The organism is Ramlibacter sp. AN1133 (assembly GCF_037890035.1).
Taxonomy (GTDB): Bacteria; Pseudomonadota; Gammaproteobacteria; order Burkholderiales; family Burkholderiaceae_C; genus Ramlibacter.
This window is the reverse complement of record NZ_JBBKTQ010000012.1, coordinates 1-13,210: the sequence shown is the minus strand read 5'-3', so window position 1 is coordinate 13,210 and position 13,210 is coordinate 1. Positions and strand designations below refer to the sequence as shown.

18 protein-coding genes are annotated in these 13,210 nt (G+C 71.5%); 15 read left to right on the top strand and 3 right to left on the bottom strand.

The window, feature by feature from the left end:
- Positions 1 to 81 precede the first annotated feature (81 nt).
- The 7 genes from WG923_RS17575 (at position 82) to WG923_RS17545 (ending at position 6,196) form a co-directional block, all read left to right on the top strand.
- Complete coding sequence (locus WG923_RS17575; RefSeq protein WP_340352281.1) at positions 82 to 1,089, top strand: Bug family tripartite tricarboxylate transporter substrate binding protein; 1,008 nt, start codon at positions 82 to 84, stop codon at positions 1,087 to 1,089.
- A gap of 10 nt (positions 1,090 to 1,099) precedes the next feature.
- Positions 1,100 to 1,753 (top strand): glutathione S-transferase family protein, encoded by a 654-nt coding sequence (locus WG923_RS17570; RefSeq protein WP_340352280.1) that lies wholly within the window; start codon positions 1,100 to 1,102, stop codon positions 1,751 to 1,753.
- Positions 1,750 to 2,535 (top strand): SDR family NAD(P)-dependent oxidoreductase, encoded by a 786-nt coding sequence (locus tag WG923_RS17565; protein WP_340352279.1) that lies wholly within the window; start codon positions 1,750 to 1,752, stop codon positions 2,533 to 2,535. Before WG923_RS17570 ends, WG923_RS17565 begins: the two co-directional genes overlap by 4 nt.
- 9 nt (positions 2,536 to 2,544) lie before the next feature.
- On the top strand, positions 2,545 to 3,330 hold the full coding sequence (locus tag WG923_RS17560) for a 2-keto-4-pentenoate hydratase (protein ID WP_340352278.1): 786 nt from the start codon (positions 2,545 to 2,547) through the stop codon (positions 3,328 to 3,330).
- Between the two features lie 7 nt (positions 3,331 to 3,337).
- Positions 3,338 to 4,030, top strand: a complete 693-nt coding sequence (locus WG923_RS17555) for a transglutaminase-like domain-containing protein (protein WP_340352277.1) — start codon at positions 3,338 to 3,340, stop codon at positions 4,028 to 4,030.
- Positions 4,031 to 4,154: 124 nt separating this feature from the next.
- Positions 4,155 to 5,210 carry a L,D-transpeptidase gene (locus tag WG923_RS17550; RefSeq protein WP_340352276.1) on the top strand — a complete coding sequence of 352 codons (1,056 nt, stop codon included), beginning with the start codon at positions 4,155 to 4,157 and terminating at the stop codon, positions 5,208 to 5,210.
- Positions 5,207 to 6,196, top strand: a complete 990-nt coding sequence (locus WG923_RS17545; protein ID WP_340352275.1) for a M23 family metallopeptidase — start codon at positions 5,207 to 5,209, stop codon at positions 6,194 to 6,196. Before WG923_RS17550 ends, WG923_RS17545 begins: the two co-directional genes overlap by 4 nt.
- Before the next feature lie 3 nt (positions 6,197 to 6,199).
- Here the strand turns inward: WG923_RS17545 and WG923_RS17540 are convergent, their stop codons facing one another.
- The gene (locus WG923_RS17540) at positions 6,200 to 7,435 is read right to left on the bottom strand and encodes a YbfB/YjiJ family MFS transporter (protein ID WP_340352274.1); all 1,236 of its coding nucleotides are present in this window, start codon (positions 7,433 to 7,435) and stop codon (positions 6,200 to 6,202) included.
- A 73-nt stretch (positions 7,436 to 7,508) separates the two neighbouring features.
- Here WG923_RS17540 and WG923_RS17535 point away from each other — a divergent pair, with 73 nt between their 5' ends.
- Positions 7,509 to 8,411, top strand: a complete 903-nt coding sequence (locus tag WG923_RS17535) for a hypothetical protein (RefSeq protein WP_340352273.1) — start codon at positions 7,509 to 7,511, stop codon at positions 8,409 to 8,411.
- 89 nt (positions 8,412 to 8,500) lie between these two features.
- Here WG923_RS17535 and WG923_RS17530 read toward each other — a convergent pair whose 3' ends face one another.
- Complete coding sequence (locus WG923_RS17530) at positions 8,501 to 8,938, bottom strand: universal stress protein (protein WP_340352272.1); 438 nt, start codon at positions 8,936 to 8,938, stop codon at positions 8,501 to 8,503.
- Between the two features lie 132 nt (positions 8,939 to 9,070).
- On the opposite strand from WG923_RS17530, the gene WG923_RS17525 reads away from it, so the two are divergent.
- The 4 genes from WG923_RS17525 to WG923_RS17510 all read left to right on the top strand — a co-directional run bounded on the left by WG923_RS17525 (position 9,071) and on the right by WG923_RS17510 (position 11,525).
- Positions 9,071 to 9,688, top strand: a complete 618-nt coding sequence (locus tag WG923_RS17525) for a hemerythrin domain-containing protein (protein ID WP_340352271.1) — start codon at positions 9,071 to 9,073, stop codon at positions 9,686 to 9,688.
- 75 nt (positions 9,689 to 9,763) lie between these two features.
- A complete protein-coding gene (locus tag WG923_RS17520) occupies positions 9,764 to 10,378 on the top strand; it encodes an FHA domain-containing protein (RefSeq protein WP_340352270.1) in 615 nt (204 codons plus the stop codon).
- Positions 10,379 to 10,392: 14 nt separating this feature from the next.
- On the top strand, positions 10,393 to 11,049 hold the full coding sequence (locus WG923_RS17515; RefSeq protein WP_340352269.1) for a hypothetical protein: 657 nt from the start codon (positions 10,393 to 10,395) through the stop codon (positions 11,047 to 11,049).
- 155 nt (positions 11,050 to 11,204) lie between these two features.
- Positions 11,205 to 11,525, top strand: coding sequence for a hypothetical protein (locus WG923_RS17510; RefSeq protein ID WP_340352268.1), 321 nt, complete (start codon positions 11,205 to 11,207; stop codon positions 11,523 to 11,525).
- Here the strand turns inward: WG923_RS17510 and thpR are convergent.
- Positions 11,510 to 12,031: an RNA 2',3'-cyclic phosphodiesterase gene (thpR, locus tag WG923_RS17505; protein ID WP_340352267.1), complete on the bottom strand. Its 522-nt coding sequence runs from the start codon at positions 12,029 to 12,031 to the stop codon at positions 11,510 to 11,512. The genes WG923_RS17510 and thpR overlap by 16 nt on opposite strands.
- Before the next feature lie 173 nt (positions 12,032 to 12,204).
- Here thpR and WG923_RS17500 point away from each other — a divergent pair, with 173 nt between their 5' ends.
- The 3 genes from WG923_RS17500 to WG923_RS17490 are packed head-to-tail and all read left to right on the top strand — an operon-like array spanning position 12,205 to position 13,120.
- A complete protein-coding gene (locus WG923_RS17500) occupies positions 12,205 to 12,585 on the top strand; it encodes a hypothetical protein (protein WP_340352266.1) in 381 nt (126 codons plus the stop codon).
- 5 nt (positions 12,586 to 12,590) lie between these two features.
- Positions 12,591 to 12,851 (top strand): DUF5985 family protein, encoded by a 261-nt coding sequence (locus WG923_RS17495; protein ID WP_340352265.1) that lies wholly within the window; start codon positions 12,591 to 12,593, stop codon positions 12,849 to 12,851.
- Between the two features lie 2 nt (positions 12,852 to 12,853).
- Positions 12,854 to 13,120: a DUF5985 family protein gene (locus WG923_RS17490; RefSeq protein ID WP_340352264.1), complete on the top strand. Its 267-nt coding sequence runs from the start codon at positions 12,854 to 12,856 to the stop codon at positions 13,118 to 13,120.
- Positions 13,121 to 13,210: the final 90 nt, after the last annotated feature.

Sequence of the window (13,210 nt, the reverse complement as noted above, 5' to 3'; positions counted from 1 at the left end):
GGAGGGAGGATACCGGTGTCCCCGCCGGGACTAGGGGACACGAGCATTTGCAGCGCACGCGCCGCGCCGGAGAATGGTTGCATGCCAACCAACGACACCTTTCCCATGCACCGTTCGCGCCTGCCCGCCATCGCCGTCGCCGCCGTGGCCGGCCTCGTCCTCGCCGCCGGCGTGCCGCAGGCGCACGCCCAGGCCGGCGCCTGGCCCACCAGGCCCGTGCGCATCGTGGTCACCTTCCCGCCCGGCGGCGCGCCCGATACGCTGGCGCGCGTGCTGGCCGAGAAGTGGGCCCCCCTGGGCCAGCCGATCACGGTGGACAACAAGCCGGGCGCCGGCGGCAACATCGGCGCCGACATGGTGGCCAAGGCGCCGGGCGACGGCCACACGCTGGTGATCGGCACCGTGGGCACGCATGCCATCAACCCGTCGCTGTACCAGAAGATCCCGTACAACAACGTCAAGGACTTCACGCCGATCAGCTTCCTCGCCTCCACGCCGAACCTGCTGGTCGTGAACAACAACGTGCCGGCCGGCAACGTCAAGGAGCTGATCGAGCTGGCGAAGAAGCAGCAGCTGTTCTTCGGCTCCTCGGGCAGCGGCACCTCGATCCACCTGTCGGGCGAGCTGTTCAACACGCTGGCCGGCGTGAAGATGCAGCACATCCCGTACAAGGGCCGCGCCGAGGCGATCCCCGACCTGATCGGCGGGCGCATCCAGATGATCTTCGACAACATGCCTTCGGCGCTGCCCCTGGTGCAGGAAGGCAAGATCAAGGCGATCGCCGTCACCAGCGCGCACCGGTCGCCCGCCGCGCCGAACATCCCGACCATCGCGGAGTCGGGCCTGCCCGGCTTCGAGGCCACCTCGTGGTTCGCGCTGCTCGGCTCCCCCGGCATCCCGCGCGACGTGCAGATGCGCATCAACGCGGAGACGCTCAAGGTGATGGCCATGCCGGACGTGAAGGAGAAGCTCGCCAAGCTGGGGCTGGACGCCAACCCCGGCACGCCCGACGCGCTCGCCAGCCTGATCCAGGCCGAGACCGCCAAGTGGGCCAAGGTGGTGAAGGAATCGGGCGCCAAGATCGAATGAGGAGCGTCCCATGCTGACCCTGCACGGCTTTCCCATCAGCAACTACTACAACAAGGTCAAGCTCGCCCTGCTGGAAAAGGGCGTGCCCTTCGAGGAGCGGCACGAGGGCGTGCGCGAGAAGGGCGAGGCGCTGCTGGCGGCCTCGCCGCTGGGCAAGATCCCATATCTCTCGACCGAACAAGGCTGCCTGTGCGAAAGCCAGGTGATCCTGGAATACCTGGAGGCGACGTATCCGCAAAAGCCCCTGCTGCCGCGCGACCCGTTCGCCGCCGCCAAGGTGCGCGAGCTGGTGACCTTCCTCGACTGGCACCTGGAGATGGCCGCGCGCCAGCTCTATCCCTCGGCCTTCTTCGGCGCGCCGCCGCTGTCGGAAAGCAATTCCGCCCGCATCCGCAAGGAGGTGGAGCAGAGGACAGGCGCGGTCCAGCGCCTGCTGAAGTTCGCGCCCTTCGCGGCCGGCGACACCTTCACGATGGCGGATTGCAGCGCCTTCACCGACCTGCCGCTGGTGGGCCTGGCCACGAAGACGATCTACGGCGAGGACCTGCTGCTGGCCCAGGGCCTGGACTACAAGCCCTACCTGGCGATGCTCGGCGAGCGGCAGGCGGCGCAGAAGGTGCAGGCGGACCGCAAGGCGGCGATGGCGCAGGTGGGCAAGCCATGAGCGGCGCGCGAAAAGTCGCCCTCGTGACCGGCTCGGCCACGGGGGTGGGCGCAGCCACCGCGCAGGGCCTCGCGCGCCGCGGCTACGACGTGGTGATCAACTACTCGCGCAGCCAGGCCGAGGCGCAGGCGACCGAGGAAGCCTGCCGCGCCGCCGGTGCCGACACGCTGCTGCTGCGCGGCGACGTGGCGCAGGATGCCGACTGCCGCGCCCTGGCCGCGGCGGCGGCGGAGCGCTGGGGCCGCATCGACGCGCTGGTGAACAACGCCGGCATCTCGGTGTTCGGCGAGTCCGCCGGCTGGGACGCGCTCGACCTCGAAGCGTTCCAGCGCATCTACGCCGTCAACACCGTCGGCAGCTTCCAGATGGTGCGCGCCTGCGTGCCGCACCTGAAGGCGACGCGAGGCTGCATCGTCAACGTGTCGTCGATCGCGGGCTCGCTGGGCATCGGCTCCTCGCTGCCCTACATCGCCTCCAAGGGGGCGATGAACGCCATGACGCTGCACCTGGCGCGCAACCTCGCGCCGGAGATCCGCGTCAACGCGGTGTGCCCCGGCCTGATCACCAGCCGCTGGTTCGTCGACGGCATCGGGCAGGAAGGCTTCGAGCGCCTGAAGGCCACCGTCGAAAAGACGGCACCCCTGCAGCGCGCCTCCACGCCCGAGGACGTGGCCGAGGCCATCGTGTGGCTGGTGGACGGCGCGCGCACCACCACGGGGGAATTGCTGCTGCTCGATGGGGGCATGCACCTCGGCGGGCGGCAGCCGGTCGTGGCGCGTTAAGCTGCGCCCATGAAGGCGGAACTGCTGCTCCGGCACCTGGACGACGGCACGCTGTGGCCGGCGGGCTGCGGCCTCGACGTGGGCGAGGCGTACGAGCGTGCCCTCACCGTGCGGCAGCTGCGCATCCACCGGGGCGAGCAGCCGCGCGGCTACAAGGTGGGCTTCACCAACCGCACGCTCTGGGAGCGCTACGGCGTCTACGCGCCGATCTGGGGCACGGTGTGGAACACGACGCTGTCCTTCTGCGAGGGCGAGGGCGAGATCGCGCTGGCCGGCACCTGCCAGCCGCGCATCGAGCCGGAGTGCGTGTTCGGCCTGAAGGCCACGCCGCCGGCGCGCGCGACGCTCGACCAGCTGCTGGCCTGCGTGGAATGGATCGCGCCGGGTTTCGAGATCGTGCAGTCGCACCTGAAGGACTGGAAGTTCACCGCCGCCGACACCGTGGCCGACAGCGGCCTGCATGGCCGCCTGCTGGTGGGCCGCAGGATCCCCGTCGAGGCGCTGCCGCGGGACGGCGCCGGCTTCGACGCGCAGCTGGCCGCCGCGCGCATCACGCTCTTCAAGGGCGACGACCGCATCGACCAGGGCACCGGCGCCAACGTGCTCGAGGGTCCCCTGCACGCGCTGGCGCATTTCCTCTCGGCGCTGCGCGATTGCCCCGGCGCGCCGGACCTGCTGCCCGGCGACGTCGTGACCACGGGCACCTGGACCGACGCCTGGCCGGTGCACCGCGGCGAGCAATGGCGCGCCGCATTCGATCCACCCCTCGCGCCGCTTTCGGTGCGCTTTGCCTGAGCCCCGCATGCCGATCGACGATCCCCACTCCTGCCTCGCGCCCTCCGACCTCGTGGACAGCGGCCACGCCGCGGTGCGCGCCTTCGCGGCCGAACACGCCCGCGGCGCCACCGACCGCGAGCGCGCCGTGGCGCTGTACTACGCGGTGCGCGACCAGTTCCGCTACGACCCGTACCGCATCGACCTGAGCCCGCACGGCATGCGTGCCAGCACGGTGCTGGAGATCGGCTACGGCTGGTGCGTGACGAAGGCGGCGCTGCTGGCCGCGGCGTCCCGCGCCGCGGGCATTCCGGCCCGCATGGGCTTCGCCGACGTGCGCAACCACCTGTCGACCCAGCGCATGCGCGAGACGATGGAGACCGACATCTTCACCTGGCACGGCTATGCGGACCTGTGGCTCGACGGCCGCTGGGTGAAGGCGACGCCGGCGTTCAACCTCACGCTGTGCGAGCGCTTCGGCCTGCATCCGCTGGAGTTCGACGGCCAGACCGATTCGATCTACCACCCCTTCGACAAGTCGGGCCAGCGGCACATGGAGTACCTGGAAGACCGCGGGCGCTACGACGACGTGCCGCTCGCGGCGCTGGTGGCGGACTTCCGCAAGCGCTACCCGCGCTGGCTGCACGAGGCCGGGACGCTCAGCGAGCTGAGTTCCAGCGATTTCCTGGCGGACGTGGAGAAGGAGCCACAGGGGCGCTGAGCGGCTCGGTCGCCGGCTGGGGTTCGCCCCAGCCAGCTTTCGCCGACTGCTCCCTTCGCTGCACGACTACAAGCGCGCCGGCCTTCCAGCGCTACGGTAAGGCATTCCATACCGGAGCCTTGCCATGCCCAAGCATTCCCCCCTCCTGCGCGCGCTCGCGCTGGCGCTGCCATTGGGCCTTGCCGCCCTGCCGGCAACCGCGCCGGCGGCGGCGCAGCACAAGAACACGCACGCCAGGTCCTCCGCCCCGGCCACGGCCGTGCCGGCGAACTTCCCCGCCGACGCCAGCCAGCACATCCAGGAGTGGAACGCGGACACGGCCACCCCGGTGCTGGCCGAAGGCGCCAAGGGGCCGGCGGTGATCCGCGCGCAGGTGATGCTCGATCGCGCCTGGTTCTCGGTGGGCGAGATCGACGGCAGCTTCGGCTCCAACACGGCACGCGCGGTGAAGGCCTTCCAGCTCTCGCGCGGCCTGCCCACGACGGGCAGGATGGACGAGGCGACCTGGCAGGCGCTTGCGCAGCAGAACGCGCCCGCGTTCGCCACCTACGTGCTGACCGAAGGCGACGTGAACGGGCCGTACGTGCAGCTGCCGGCCGACCCGGAGCAGGAGGCGCAGCTGCCCTCGCTGGGCTACCAGAGCATGCAGGAGGCGATCGCCGAGCGCTTCCACATGAGCCCGAAGCTGCTGGCGGCGCTGAACAAGGGCCGCACCCTGCAGGCCGGGCAGGCGATCGTGGTGACCGACGTGGGCCTCGCGACCGCCGCGCCCGCGGGCGCCACCTCGCTGCGCATCGACAAGTCCGACAAGGTGCTGTACGTGCTGGGCGACGGCGACAAGGTGCTGGGTGCCTTCCCGATCAGCCTGGGCGATCCGCCGCTGCCGCTCGGCCCGCTCAAGATCGTGAGCAAGGCGAAGAACCCCGACTACAGCTACGACCCGTCGCTGCTGCGCAATCCCAAGAGCGACCAGAAACTGAAGCTGCCGCCCGGCCCGAACAACCCGGTGGGCGTGATGTGGCTGGGCCTGAGCAAGGAGCACGCGGGCATCCACGGCACCGCCGAACCCTCGCAGATGGCGCGCGTGACCACCAACGGCTGCGTGCGCCTGACCAACTGGGACGTGCTGCGCCTGTCGACGATCGCCGGCCCGGGAATGGCGGTGGAGGTGCAGTCATGAGGAGGTGGCACCTGACCTTGCTGGCGGCCGTCGCCGCGCTGGGCCTGCAGGCCTGCGACCAGTCGCCGCCGCAGACCACCGTGCAGGCCCCGCGGGCCTCGCTGCCGGATGACACGGTGCTGCACGGCACCGACAGCGCCAATGCGCCGCAGGCCGCGGCCACGCCGCCGACCGGGGCCACGCCGCCGGTTGCGGCCACGCCGCCGGCGGAGAACGCCAGCGCGTCAGAGGTCGCCGCGGCCCCGCCGGCCGCCAGCGAATCGCCTGCCGCCCAGACCAGCGCGATGGGCGCGCCGCCGGAGGCGAACGCGCAGCAGCCCTCGGCTGCAGCTGCTCCCGGGCAGGCGCCAGGAGGGCAGGGCACCGCCGCGATGACCGAGATGTGGCAGGCCTTCCCGCCCGCCGGCAGCGGCGGTGCGTCCTCCGCTGCGCAACCCGCGGGCACCTCCGGCACGGCGCCGCAGAAGGTTTCCGCGGCCGACCTGCCCGCCGTGCGCAACCCCGGCGATCCGCAGGGCGCGCGGCTGCTGGCGCAGCGTCCGCTCGCAGTGCCCGTCGCCGGCATCGTGCCCACCGCGCTGGCGGACAACTACGAGCAAAGCCGCGGCAGCCGCCCGCACGAGGCGATCGACATCCTCGCGCCCGCCGGCACGCCGGTGGTGGCAGTGGACGACGGCCGCATCGCCAAGCTGTTCACCAGCAAGCCGGGCGGGCTGACCGTCTACCAGTACGACCCGCAGTCGCAGCTGGCGTACTACTACGCCCACCTGCAGGGGTACGCGCAGGGCCTGCGGGAAGGCCTGGACGTCCGCCGCGGCGACCTGATCGGCTACGTGGGCACGACGGGCAACGCGGACCGGAAGACGCCGCACCTGCACTTCGCGGTGTTCCGGCTCGGCACGCCGCCCAAGTGGTGGCAGGGCGAGGCGGTGAATCCCTATCCGGCCTTGAGCCGGGCGCGCCCGGCGCAGCTCGCGCAGCGCTGACGCTCAGCGCCGCACTGGGTAGGCGCGCGCGAGCGCGAGGTACAGCACCGCGCCGCCCGCCAGCACGCCGCTGGCGATCCACAGCGACAGCGAGAACCCGCGCGCGGCGCTTCCGCTGCGCGCCACCAGCCAGGCGGCCAGCGGCGGCCCGGCGATCTGGCCCACGCCGTACATCGCGGTGAGCAGGCCCATGAAGCTCGCCGCGCTGGCCGGCCGCAACCGGCGCGCCTCCTGCATGGCGAAGAAGGTGATCGCCGTGAACGGCAGTCCCAGCAGCAGGCTGCCGAGGGCGAAGCCGGCGAGCGTCGGCGACACGAGGCTGGCCGCCACCCCCGCCGCCTGGATCGCGTAGCAGGCCGCCAGGCGCACGCGCAGGTCGGCTGCGCCGCGCAGGCGGGACGCCAGCAGTGCCCCGGCCATCACGCCGGCGCCGAACAGCGGCCAGAACAGGTCCAGCCAGTGCGACCCGGGCAGCGCCTGGCGCGCGATCACCGGCAGGAAGGTGGCCGTGATGATGTAGCCGATGCCGGCCAGGCCGTAGGCGAAGGCGAGGGCGGCCAGTTCCGTGCCGCCTGCCATGGGCGCGGCAGGGGCGTCCGGCGAGCCCGAGGCCGTCAGCGCCGGCGCCGGGACGCCGTGCCGGCTGTCGAACACCTTCCAGGCGGCCGCCGTCAGGACGACGGCCAGCAGGGCGAAGGTCACCCACCCGATGCTCGCCGGCGCGCCCGCGGCCACCAGGCCGGTCGCGGCCAGGCCGCTCGCCACGATGCCCGCGCCGGGGCCGACGTAGATCAGCGCCCCCATCGCCGGCTCGTGCCGGCGCGCGAGCTGCTCCAGGCACCAGGACGAGGTGTAGAGGAAGGCCACCGCGCTGCCGACGCCGGCCGCGAAGCGCAGCGCCGTCCAGGCGGCGGGCACGTGCAGGGCCATCCCCAGCGTCAGCAGCACGGTGGCGACCAGCGCCGCGCGCACCATCCGCGGCGCGTCGACCCCGGTGCTCCACCCGAGCCGGCGCGCGATCCAGGGCTGGAAGGTGCAGGCCAGCGCGCCCAGCAGGTAACCGAGGTAGTTCGCGCTGGCCAGCAGGCTGGCGCCCGCGATGCTGACGCTGCCCTCGGCCATCATGATCGGCAGCAGCGGCGTGAAGGCGAAGCGCCCGATCCCCATGGCGACACCGAGGGAGACGAGGCCGGCCAGCGCGATGGCCACGGGGCTGGGGATGCGGTGCGAAGCTGGCATTTGGCGGGCGCAAGTGTCGCATGCGGCATCCGCCGACGCGGCCGTGGGGCCGCTGCCGCTACCATCACGCCCCATGAAAGTCATGCTCGCGCTGCGACCCTGCAGCCCCGGCCTCGCCCGGCGCCTCGCCGCGGACGAGGCGCTCGCCCGCGCCCTGGGGGCCAAGGCGCATCCCGCCCTCGGATTCCTCTTCCCGAAATTCTTCGATGCCTCCGGGCCCGTGCTGCCCCGGCTGCTGGAGCTCGCCGACGGCGAGCCCGTGAGCTTCCTGCGCGAGATGCAGTGCAGCCCCGCGGACCTCGCCGCGGCGACGCATTTCGAGGCCGTGTGCCGCTCCACCATCACCCAGACCCGCGCCGATTCCAAGGCCACCATGGCGGCCTACCACTCGGATACGCTGCATCCCACCGCCAGCCGCTGGTCGGTGCGGCTGCCGCAGAAGATCTGGCTGAGCAAGCCGGTGGCGGGCACCGCCATCAGCCACGTGGACGACTGGACGGGCGAATACGTGGTCGGTCCCCAGGCCGCGGAGGGCCTGCGCGCGAGCGGCCTCACGGGCTTCGAGCTGCGGCCCCTGCTGCATGCGGAAAGCGGCAACGGGCACGAGGGCGGCCATCACCTGGTCGCCCGCGAGCTGCTGCCCGCGGCGCTGGAAGACAAGACCACCTTCGAGACCTTCGACGACGGCCCCCGGCAGCCCTCGACGCCGCGCCGCTACGGTCTCCTGAGTTATGCGGCGGGCGCGCTGGCCGGCCGGCCCGACATGGCGCGGACCGCGGAGCCGTGGGGCGCCTGGCGCACGCCGGTGTGGATCGTGGATCAGCGCACGCGCGAGTGGTTCGAGGCGGCGCAGGTGAAGGGCTGGAAGTTCCAGCCCGTGCTGGAGGCCGGCAGCCGGCTGCACGCGGAACACACGCAGCGGTGGGACGACGTGCTGGGGCGCCTGCGCGAGGCGGGCGCGACGGTGCAGGCGTAGCGGGGATGGATCCCCGCCTGCGCGGGGATGACGGCTTCGCCGTGGAAGCGGCGCCGGCTACGCCAGGTCGATGACGGCTTCGCCGGGTCTCAGCGCGCGACGAGCACCGGGATCGGCGACTCCGCGACCACCTTGCTGGCGACGCTGCCCAGCATCAGGCGGGCGACGCCCGTGCGGCCATGCGAGCCGACCACGATCAGGTCGGCTTCGACCTGGCGGGCGGACTGCACGATGCCCGTGGCGGCGGCCACGTCCTCCGCGAGGCGGGCCTGGAATTCCACCGCGGGGGCCTGCCCGCACAGGCCCATGACCTTGGCGTGCGCTTCGGCCGCGTGCTGCAGGGCGGCGGACATGTAGGCCTGGAAGCCGAGCGGGTTGGCCTCGCCGACGCCCAGGTAGGGGTAGGGATCGACCACGTACAGCGCCGTCAGGCGCGCCTTGTGGACGCGGGCCAGTTCCACCGCCAGCTGGGCGGCGTGCTCGGAAGCGGAAGAGCCGTCGGTGGCGAGCAGGATGTGGCGGAACATGCGGGAACTCCTTTCGTGATCTTCTGCCGTCATGGTGCAGGGGCGCCCGAACGTGTCGCTTGACGTGTGTCAACTGGGCCAGCGGGGTCGGCGGCAACATCGCCGCATCAAGCACCCAGGAGCCATCCCCCCATGAGCAGTGTTCCTCCCGAGCCGATCGCGACGAGCGAGCTGCAGCGCACTTCCGCGAACGAGCCCACGATCGTCCCGGCGCACGCCGCGGACGAGGGCGCCACGCTGGAGACGCCGCTCACCTCGTTCACGCGGTGCCACCTGGGCATCGTCACCCAGCTCGAAGGCAGCGCCCGGCTGCCCGAACTGGTGGATGCGGCCAACCACGCGCGCCAGATGGCGCAGACCACGCTGGACCTGTTCCGCCAGACCATCATCCCGCACCACGCCGAGGAGGAGGCGGAACTCTTCCCCGCCGTGATGCAGAGCGCCAACGCCAATGAACGCAAGGCCGTGCGCGGCATGATCGAGCGCCTCACCGCCGAACACCGGGAGGTGGAAGGCCTGTGGAAGCGGCTGGAGCCCGCGGTGCGCGCTGCCGCCCGCGGCAACCGCAGCGAGGTCGACGCGGAGGTGATGGAGGAACTGGTGCGGGCCTTCCTGCGCCACGCCCGCTACGAGGAAACGGTGTTCCTGCCCCTGGCGGAGCGCATCCTCGGTCGCAACGGCAACCACATGGCCGCCCTCGGCCTGGCGCTGCATCTGCGCCACGTCCCGCAGGTCGTCGGATACATCTAGCTGTTTCCGCTTGTGGGGGGTGCCCGGCTTCGCTAGCATGGGGACTCGGCCGCAGCGGACGGCTGGAGGTGGTTCATGCCGCAGCTGATAGCAAGCGTCAAGGGCGTCGAGGTCAAGCACGTGTTCCTGCACAAGGACCGCACGACGCTGGGACGCAAACCGGGCAACGACATCGTGCTGGACACGATGGTCGTCAGCGGGAACCACTGTGCCTTCGAACTGGTGGGCGTCGCCGACGTCTACCTCCAGGACCTGGGCAGCACCAACGGGACCTACGTCAACGACCGCATGGTCAAGGAGCGCACCAGGCTCCACGACGGCGACGTGATCGCCATCGGCCCGTACCGCATCAAGTACCTGCAGGCCAGCGAGGAGCCCACCAGCGCCTTCGGCGGCACGCAGATGCTCAGCGTCGACCCGCCGCAGCTGCAGGCGAGCTTCTCCGTGATGAACGGGTCCTCCGCCGGCCTGGAAATGCCGGTGGTGAAGGCCGTCACCACCTTCGGCAAGCCGGGGGTCTGCGTGGTGTCCGTCGCGCACCGGCGCGGCGGCTTCTTCGTCAACCAGCTGGGGGGCACGACCGCACCCACGATCAACGGCACCGCCTTCGGCGCCGAGCCGGTGCAGCTGACGGACGCTGACGTGCTGGAGCTGGCAGGCACGCGCATGCGCTTCCAGCTCAGGGAATGAAGCAGAATGGCCGCATGGGCCTGATCGATCGCATTTTCAAGAACAGCCCCCCCGGCAAGGACGAGAAGAAGGAAAAGGTCGGGCCGGCGACGCAATCCAGCACGCAGTTCTACGAGGACGAACCGGACTCGCAGGACGGGCAGGGCGGCCGCAACGCGCCGCGGCGCGAGCTGGTGCAGGTGATCCTGCGCGACACCATGCGCAAGCACGGCATCCCCTCCGACTGGATCGAATGCCGCATGCTCTCCGCCGTCACCCGCACCGGGAGGCGCGGCCTGCACGTGAATTTCGTGGTCAAGCAGGCGCACGACCGCCTGCTGCCCTACGTCTTCCCGTTCCAGGACAGCTTCGAGAAGGAGCTCTCGCGCTTCGAGCCGCGCTGCCGCGACTGGCTCCTGAGCCTGGGCTGGGAGTTCGCCGGGGTCAAGGTGGCCGACATGCCCGATCCCAAGAGCTGGAACCCCGCCGCACCACCCGCGGGTCCCCTGCAGGCCACGCCGGCGGAGCGCGGCGGCTCCCCCGCGCAGCAGCCCCCTCCCGACGCGGAGATGGAGCGCGACCTCCAGGCACTGTTCGCCATCCGCGATGCCGCCATGGCGGACACCGCCCGCAAGCCGCCAGCCGACCCCGCCAAGCCTGATTTCGAGGACACCCACCCGGGGCATGGTTGAGCGCCGGGGTCCGCAGCGGCGGCAGCGTTTCGACGGCCGATGTCGCGTCCCGACGTCGGCCAGCCACCGCGAGGGCCTGCCAGCCGGCAGGCCCTTTTTCCATGGCCGTTCCCCAGCCCCTTGTAAAGACGGCGCGCCAGCCTCAGTTCGGAAGCATGAACACGACCGTTTCCAAGAATCTCGTCATGCTGGCGCGCATGCTCGAGCGTCTGGACCGCAGCGCGGAGCCCGTCGACCCGCAGCAGTACCGGGGGGTGGTGGAACACCTGGCCGAGGTGCTGCGCGCCGTCCCCTACGACGCTGCCCTGGAAGCGGTGCTCCAGGCTTCGCCGGCGACCGCCGAGCTCTACGAGAACCTGCACTACCAGCACGCCGGCCTGTGCCGCTCGCCTCTCGACCAGGCGCTCGGCGCCGAGATCGCCGCGCGCAGTGCCATCGAGGGCGCGCGCCGCGCTTCGGGTCAGCCGAACCGCTGAAGCGGCACGTAGCCCTCGCCGCCCGGCAGCGATTGCATCAGCAGGTAAGCGGGCCCGGCGGTCCAGCGCAGGGGCGCGAGCTCCGCCGGCGGTCGCGCGCCCGTTGCCTTGCGCGCGAAGGTCACGTGGGGCCGATAGCGGCGTGATTCCACCGGCAGGCCGCGTTCGCGCAGCCGGTCTCCCAGGGCTTCATGGAGCGCGCCCAGCGCTTGCGGAACGTGCGTCGCTTCCAGCACCGCGATCCCGCCCGGCCAGACCTCGGCCCGGTCCAGCAGCAGTTCGCAACCCGTCCACGGCACGTCCAGGGCCTCCTGCAGCGCCAGGACGTCCGCCGCGGGCACCGCTCCGATGAAATGCAGCGTGATGTGCAGGCGCTCCGGCGGGGTGCGCCGCGCGCTGGCGGGCCAGTGCCAGGCCTGCGCCCGTGTCCGCAAGGCGGCGGCCACTTCGGGCGGCGGCCAGAGGGCGAGGAACAGGCGCAGGGGAGGCAGTGGCGGCGTAGTCATTTCGGCCGCATCGTCCAAAAAAGCGAGCCCCGAAGGGCTCCAACGCTCGTGAAATCATCCCTGCTGAGCAGCGTCGACGCGCGGCAGGCGCTACATTCACGGCCAATGTACAGGGGCGCGCACAAGGTGCAAGGGGGAAAACCAGCGCGGCGGCGCCTGAGCAGGCAACAACAATGACTTCCAGCGAGCTGCCGGCCGAGCTGCGCCGGTTCATCCTCACCAGCATTCCCTCGGTGCCTTACCTCGAGGCGGTCCTGCTCCTGCGCGCGGACCCCGAGGAGGCCTGGGGCGCTTCGCAACTCGCCCGGCGGCTGTACGTGGCCGAGCAGAGCGGCGCGGAACTGCTGGCCCTGCTGCGCGCCAGCGGCATCGCGACCGCGGCCGAGCGGCCCGGCGCGATCCGCTATGCGCCGGCGGCCGAGCTGCGCGACCTGGTCGACCAGCTCGCCGCCGCGTACGCGCACGACCTCGTCGCCGTCACACGGCTCATCCACTCCCGCATCGACCGGCGCGCGCAGCAGTTCGCCGATGCGTTCCGCTTCCGGAAGGAATAGCCGGCATGGCCACGGTGATCTATTCGCTTTGCGCGTTCACGTCGATCATGTGCCTGGTGCTGCTGTGGCGCAGCTGGCGCGCCAGCGGTGCCCGGCTGCTGTTCTGGAGCGCGCTGTGCTTCGGCGCGCTCAGCGTCAACAACGTGCTGCTGGTGCTCGACCGGGTGGTGTTCCCGGTCGAGGTCGACCTCGGCATGCCGCGGCTGGTCGCGGCGCTGATCGCGGTGCTGCTGCTGCTGTTCGGCCTCATCTGGGAGGAAGACTGACCATGGAGCAGATGCTGACGGGCGCGATCGCCACCGGCTGGCTCGTGGCGGGCCTGTTCTTCTTCCGCTTCTGGCGGCAGACGCGCGACCGCTTCTTCCTGTGGTTCGCGCTGTCCTTCTGGCTGGAGGCGGCCGACCGCATCGCGCTGGGCGTCATGGCGCCCGCGTCGGAGGACAGCCCGGCGATCTACGGCCTGCGGATCGTGGCCTACGGCCTGATCCTGCTGGCGATCTGGCAGAAGAACCGGCCGCGGCCGCCGCGCGGCTAGTGTCCTGTCCCGCAAATATCTAGGCTCTCGTTCGGTGCAGGCGGGGATGATCGGTGGTTGGCCAGAGTGGGTCCAGCCTGGGCGGCTGGA

Bases quoted from the DNA above. Each gene is read 5' to 3' on its own strand.
- WG923_RS17490 (WP_340352264.1), top strand. From the start codon at position 12,854: ATGGAGCAGATGCTGACGGGCGCGATCGCCACCGGCTGGCTCGTGGCG.
- WG923_RS17535 (WP_340352273.1), top strand. From the start codon at position 7,509: ATGAAAGTCATGCTCGCGCTGCGACCCTGCAGCCCCGGCCTCGCCCGG.
- WG923_RS17515 (WP_340352269.1), top strand. From the start codon at position 10,393: ATGGGCCTGATCGATCGCATTTTCAAGAACAGCCCCCCCGGCAAGGAC.
- WG923_RS17565 (WP_340352279.1), top strand. From the start codon at position 1,750: ATGAGCGGCGCGCGAAAAGTCGCCCTCGTGACCGGCTCGGCCACGGGG.
- WG923_RS17570 (WP_340352280.1), top strand. From the start codon at position 1,100: ATGCTGACCCTGCACGGCTTTCCCATCAGCAACTACTACAACAAGGTC.
- WG923_RS17575 (WP_340352281.1), top strand. From the start codon at position 82: ATGCCAACCAACGACACCTTTCCCATGCACCGTTCGCGCCTGCCCGCC.
- WG923_RS17520 (WP_340352270.1), top strand. From the start codon at position 9,764: ATGCCGCAGCTGATAGCAAGCGTCAAGGGCGTCGAGGTCAAGCACGTG.
- WG923_RS17550 (WP_340352276.1), top strand. From the start codon at position 4,155: ATGCCCAAGCATTCCCCCCTCCTGCGCGCGCTCGCGCTGGCGCTGCCA.
- WG923_RS17500 (WP_340352266.1), top strand. From the start codon at position 12,205: ATGACTTCCAGCGAGCTGCCGGCCGAGCTGCGCCGGTTCATCCTCACC.
- WG923_RS17510 (WP_340352268.1), top strand. From the start codon at position 11,205: ATGAACACGACCGTTTCCAAGAATCTCGTCATGCTGGCGCGCATGCTC.
- WG923_RS17540 (WP_340352274.1), bottom strand. From the start codon at position 7,435: ATGCCAGCTTCGCACCGCATCCCCAGCCCCGTGGCCATCGCGCTGGCC.
- WG923_RS17495 (WP_340352265.1), top strand. From the start codon at position 12,591: ATGGCCACGGTGATCTATTCGCTTTGCGCGTTCACGTCGATCATGTGC.
- WG923_RS17555 (WP_340352277.1), top strand. From the start codon at position 3,338: ATGCCGATCGACGATCCCCACTCCTGCCTCGCGCCCTCCGACCTCGTG.
- WG923_RS17530 (WP_340352272.1), bottom strand. From the start codon at position 8,938: ATGTTCCGCCACATCCTGCTCGCCACCGACGGCTCTTCCGCTTCCGAG.
- WG923_RS17545 (WP_340352275.1), top strand. From the start codon at position 5,207: ATGAGGAGGTGGCACCTGACCTTGCTGGCGGCCGTCGCCGCGCTGGGC.
- WG923_RS17525 (WP_340352271.1), top strand. From the start codon at position 9,071: ATGAGCAGTGTTCCTCCCGAGCCGATCGCGACGAGCGAGCTGCAGCGC.
- WG923_RS17560 (WP_340352278.1), top strand. From the start codon at position 2,545: ATGAAGGCGGAACTGCTGCTCCGGCACCTGGACGACGGCACGCTGTGG.
- thpR (WP_340352267.1), bottom strand. From the start codon at position 12,031: ATGACTACGCCGCCACTGCCTCCCCTGCGCCTGTTCCTCGCCCTCTGG.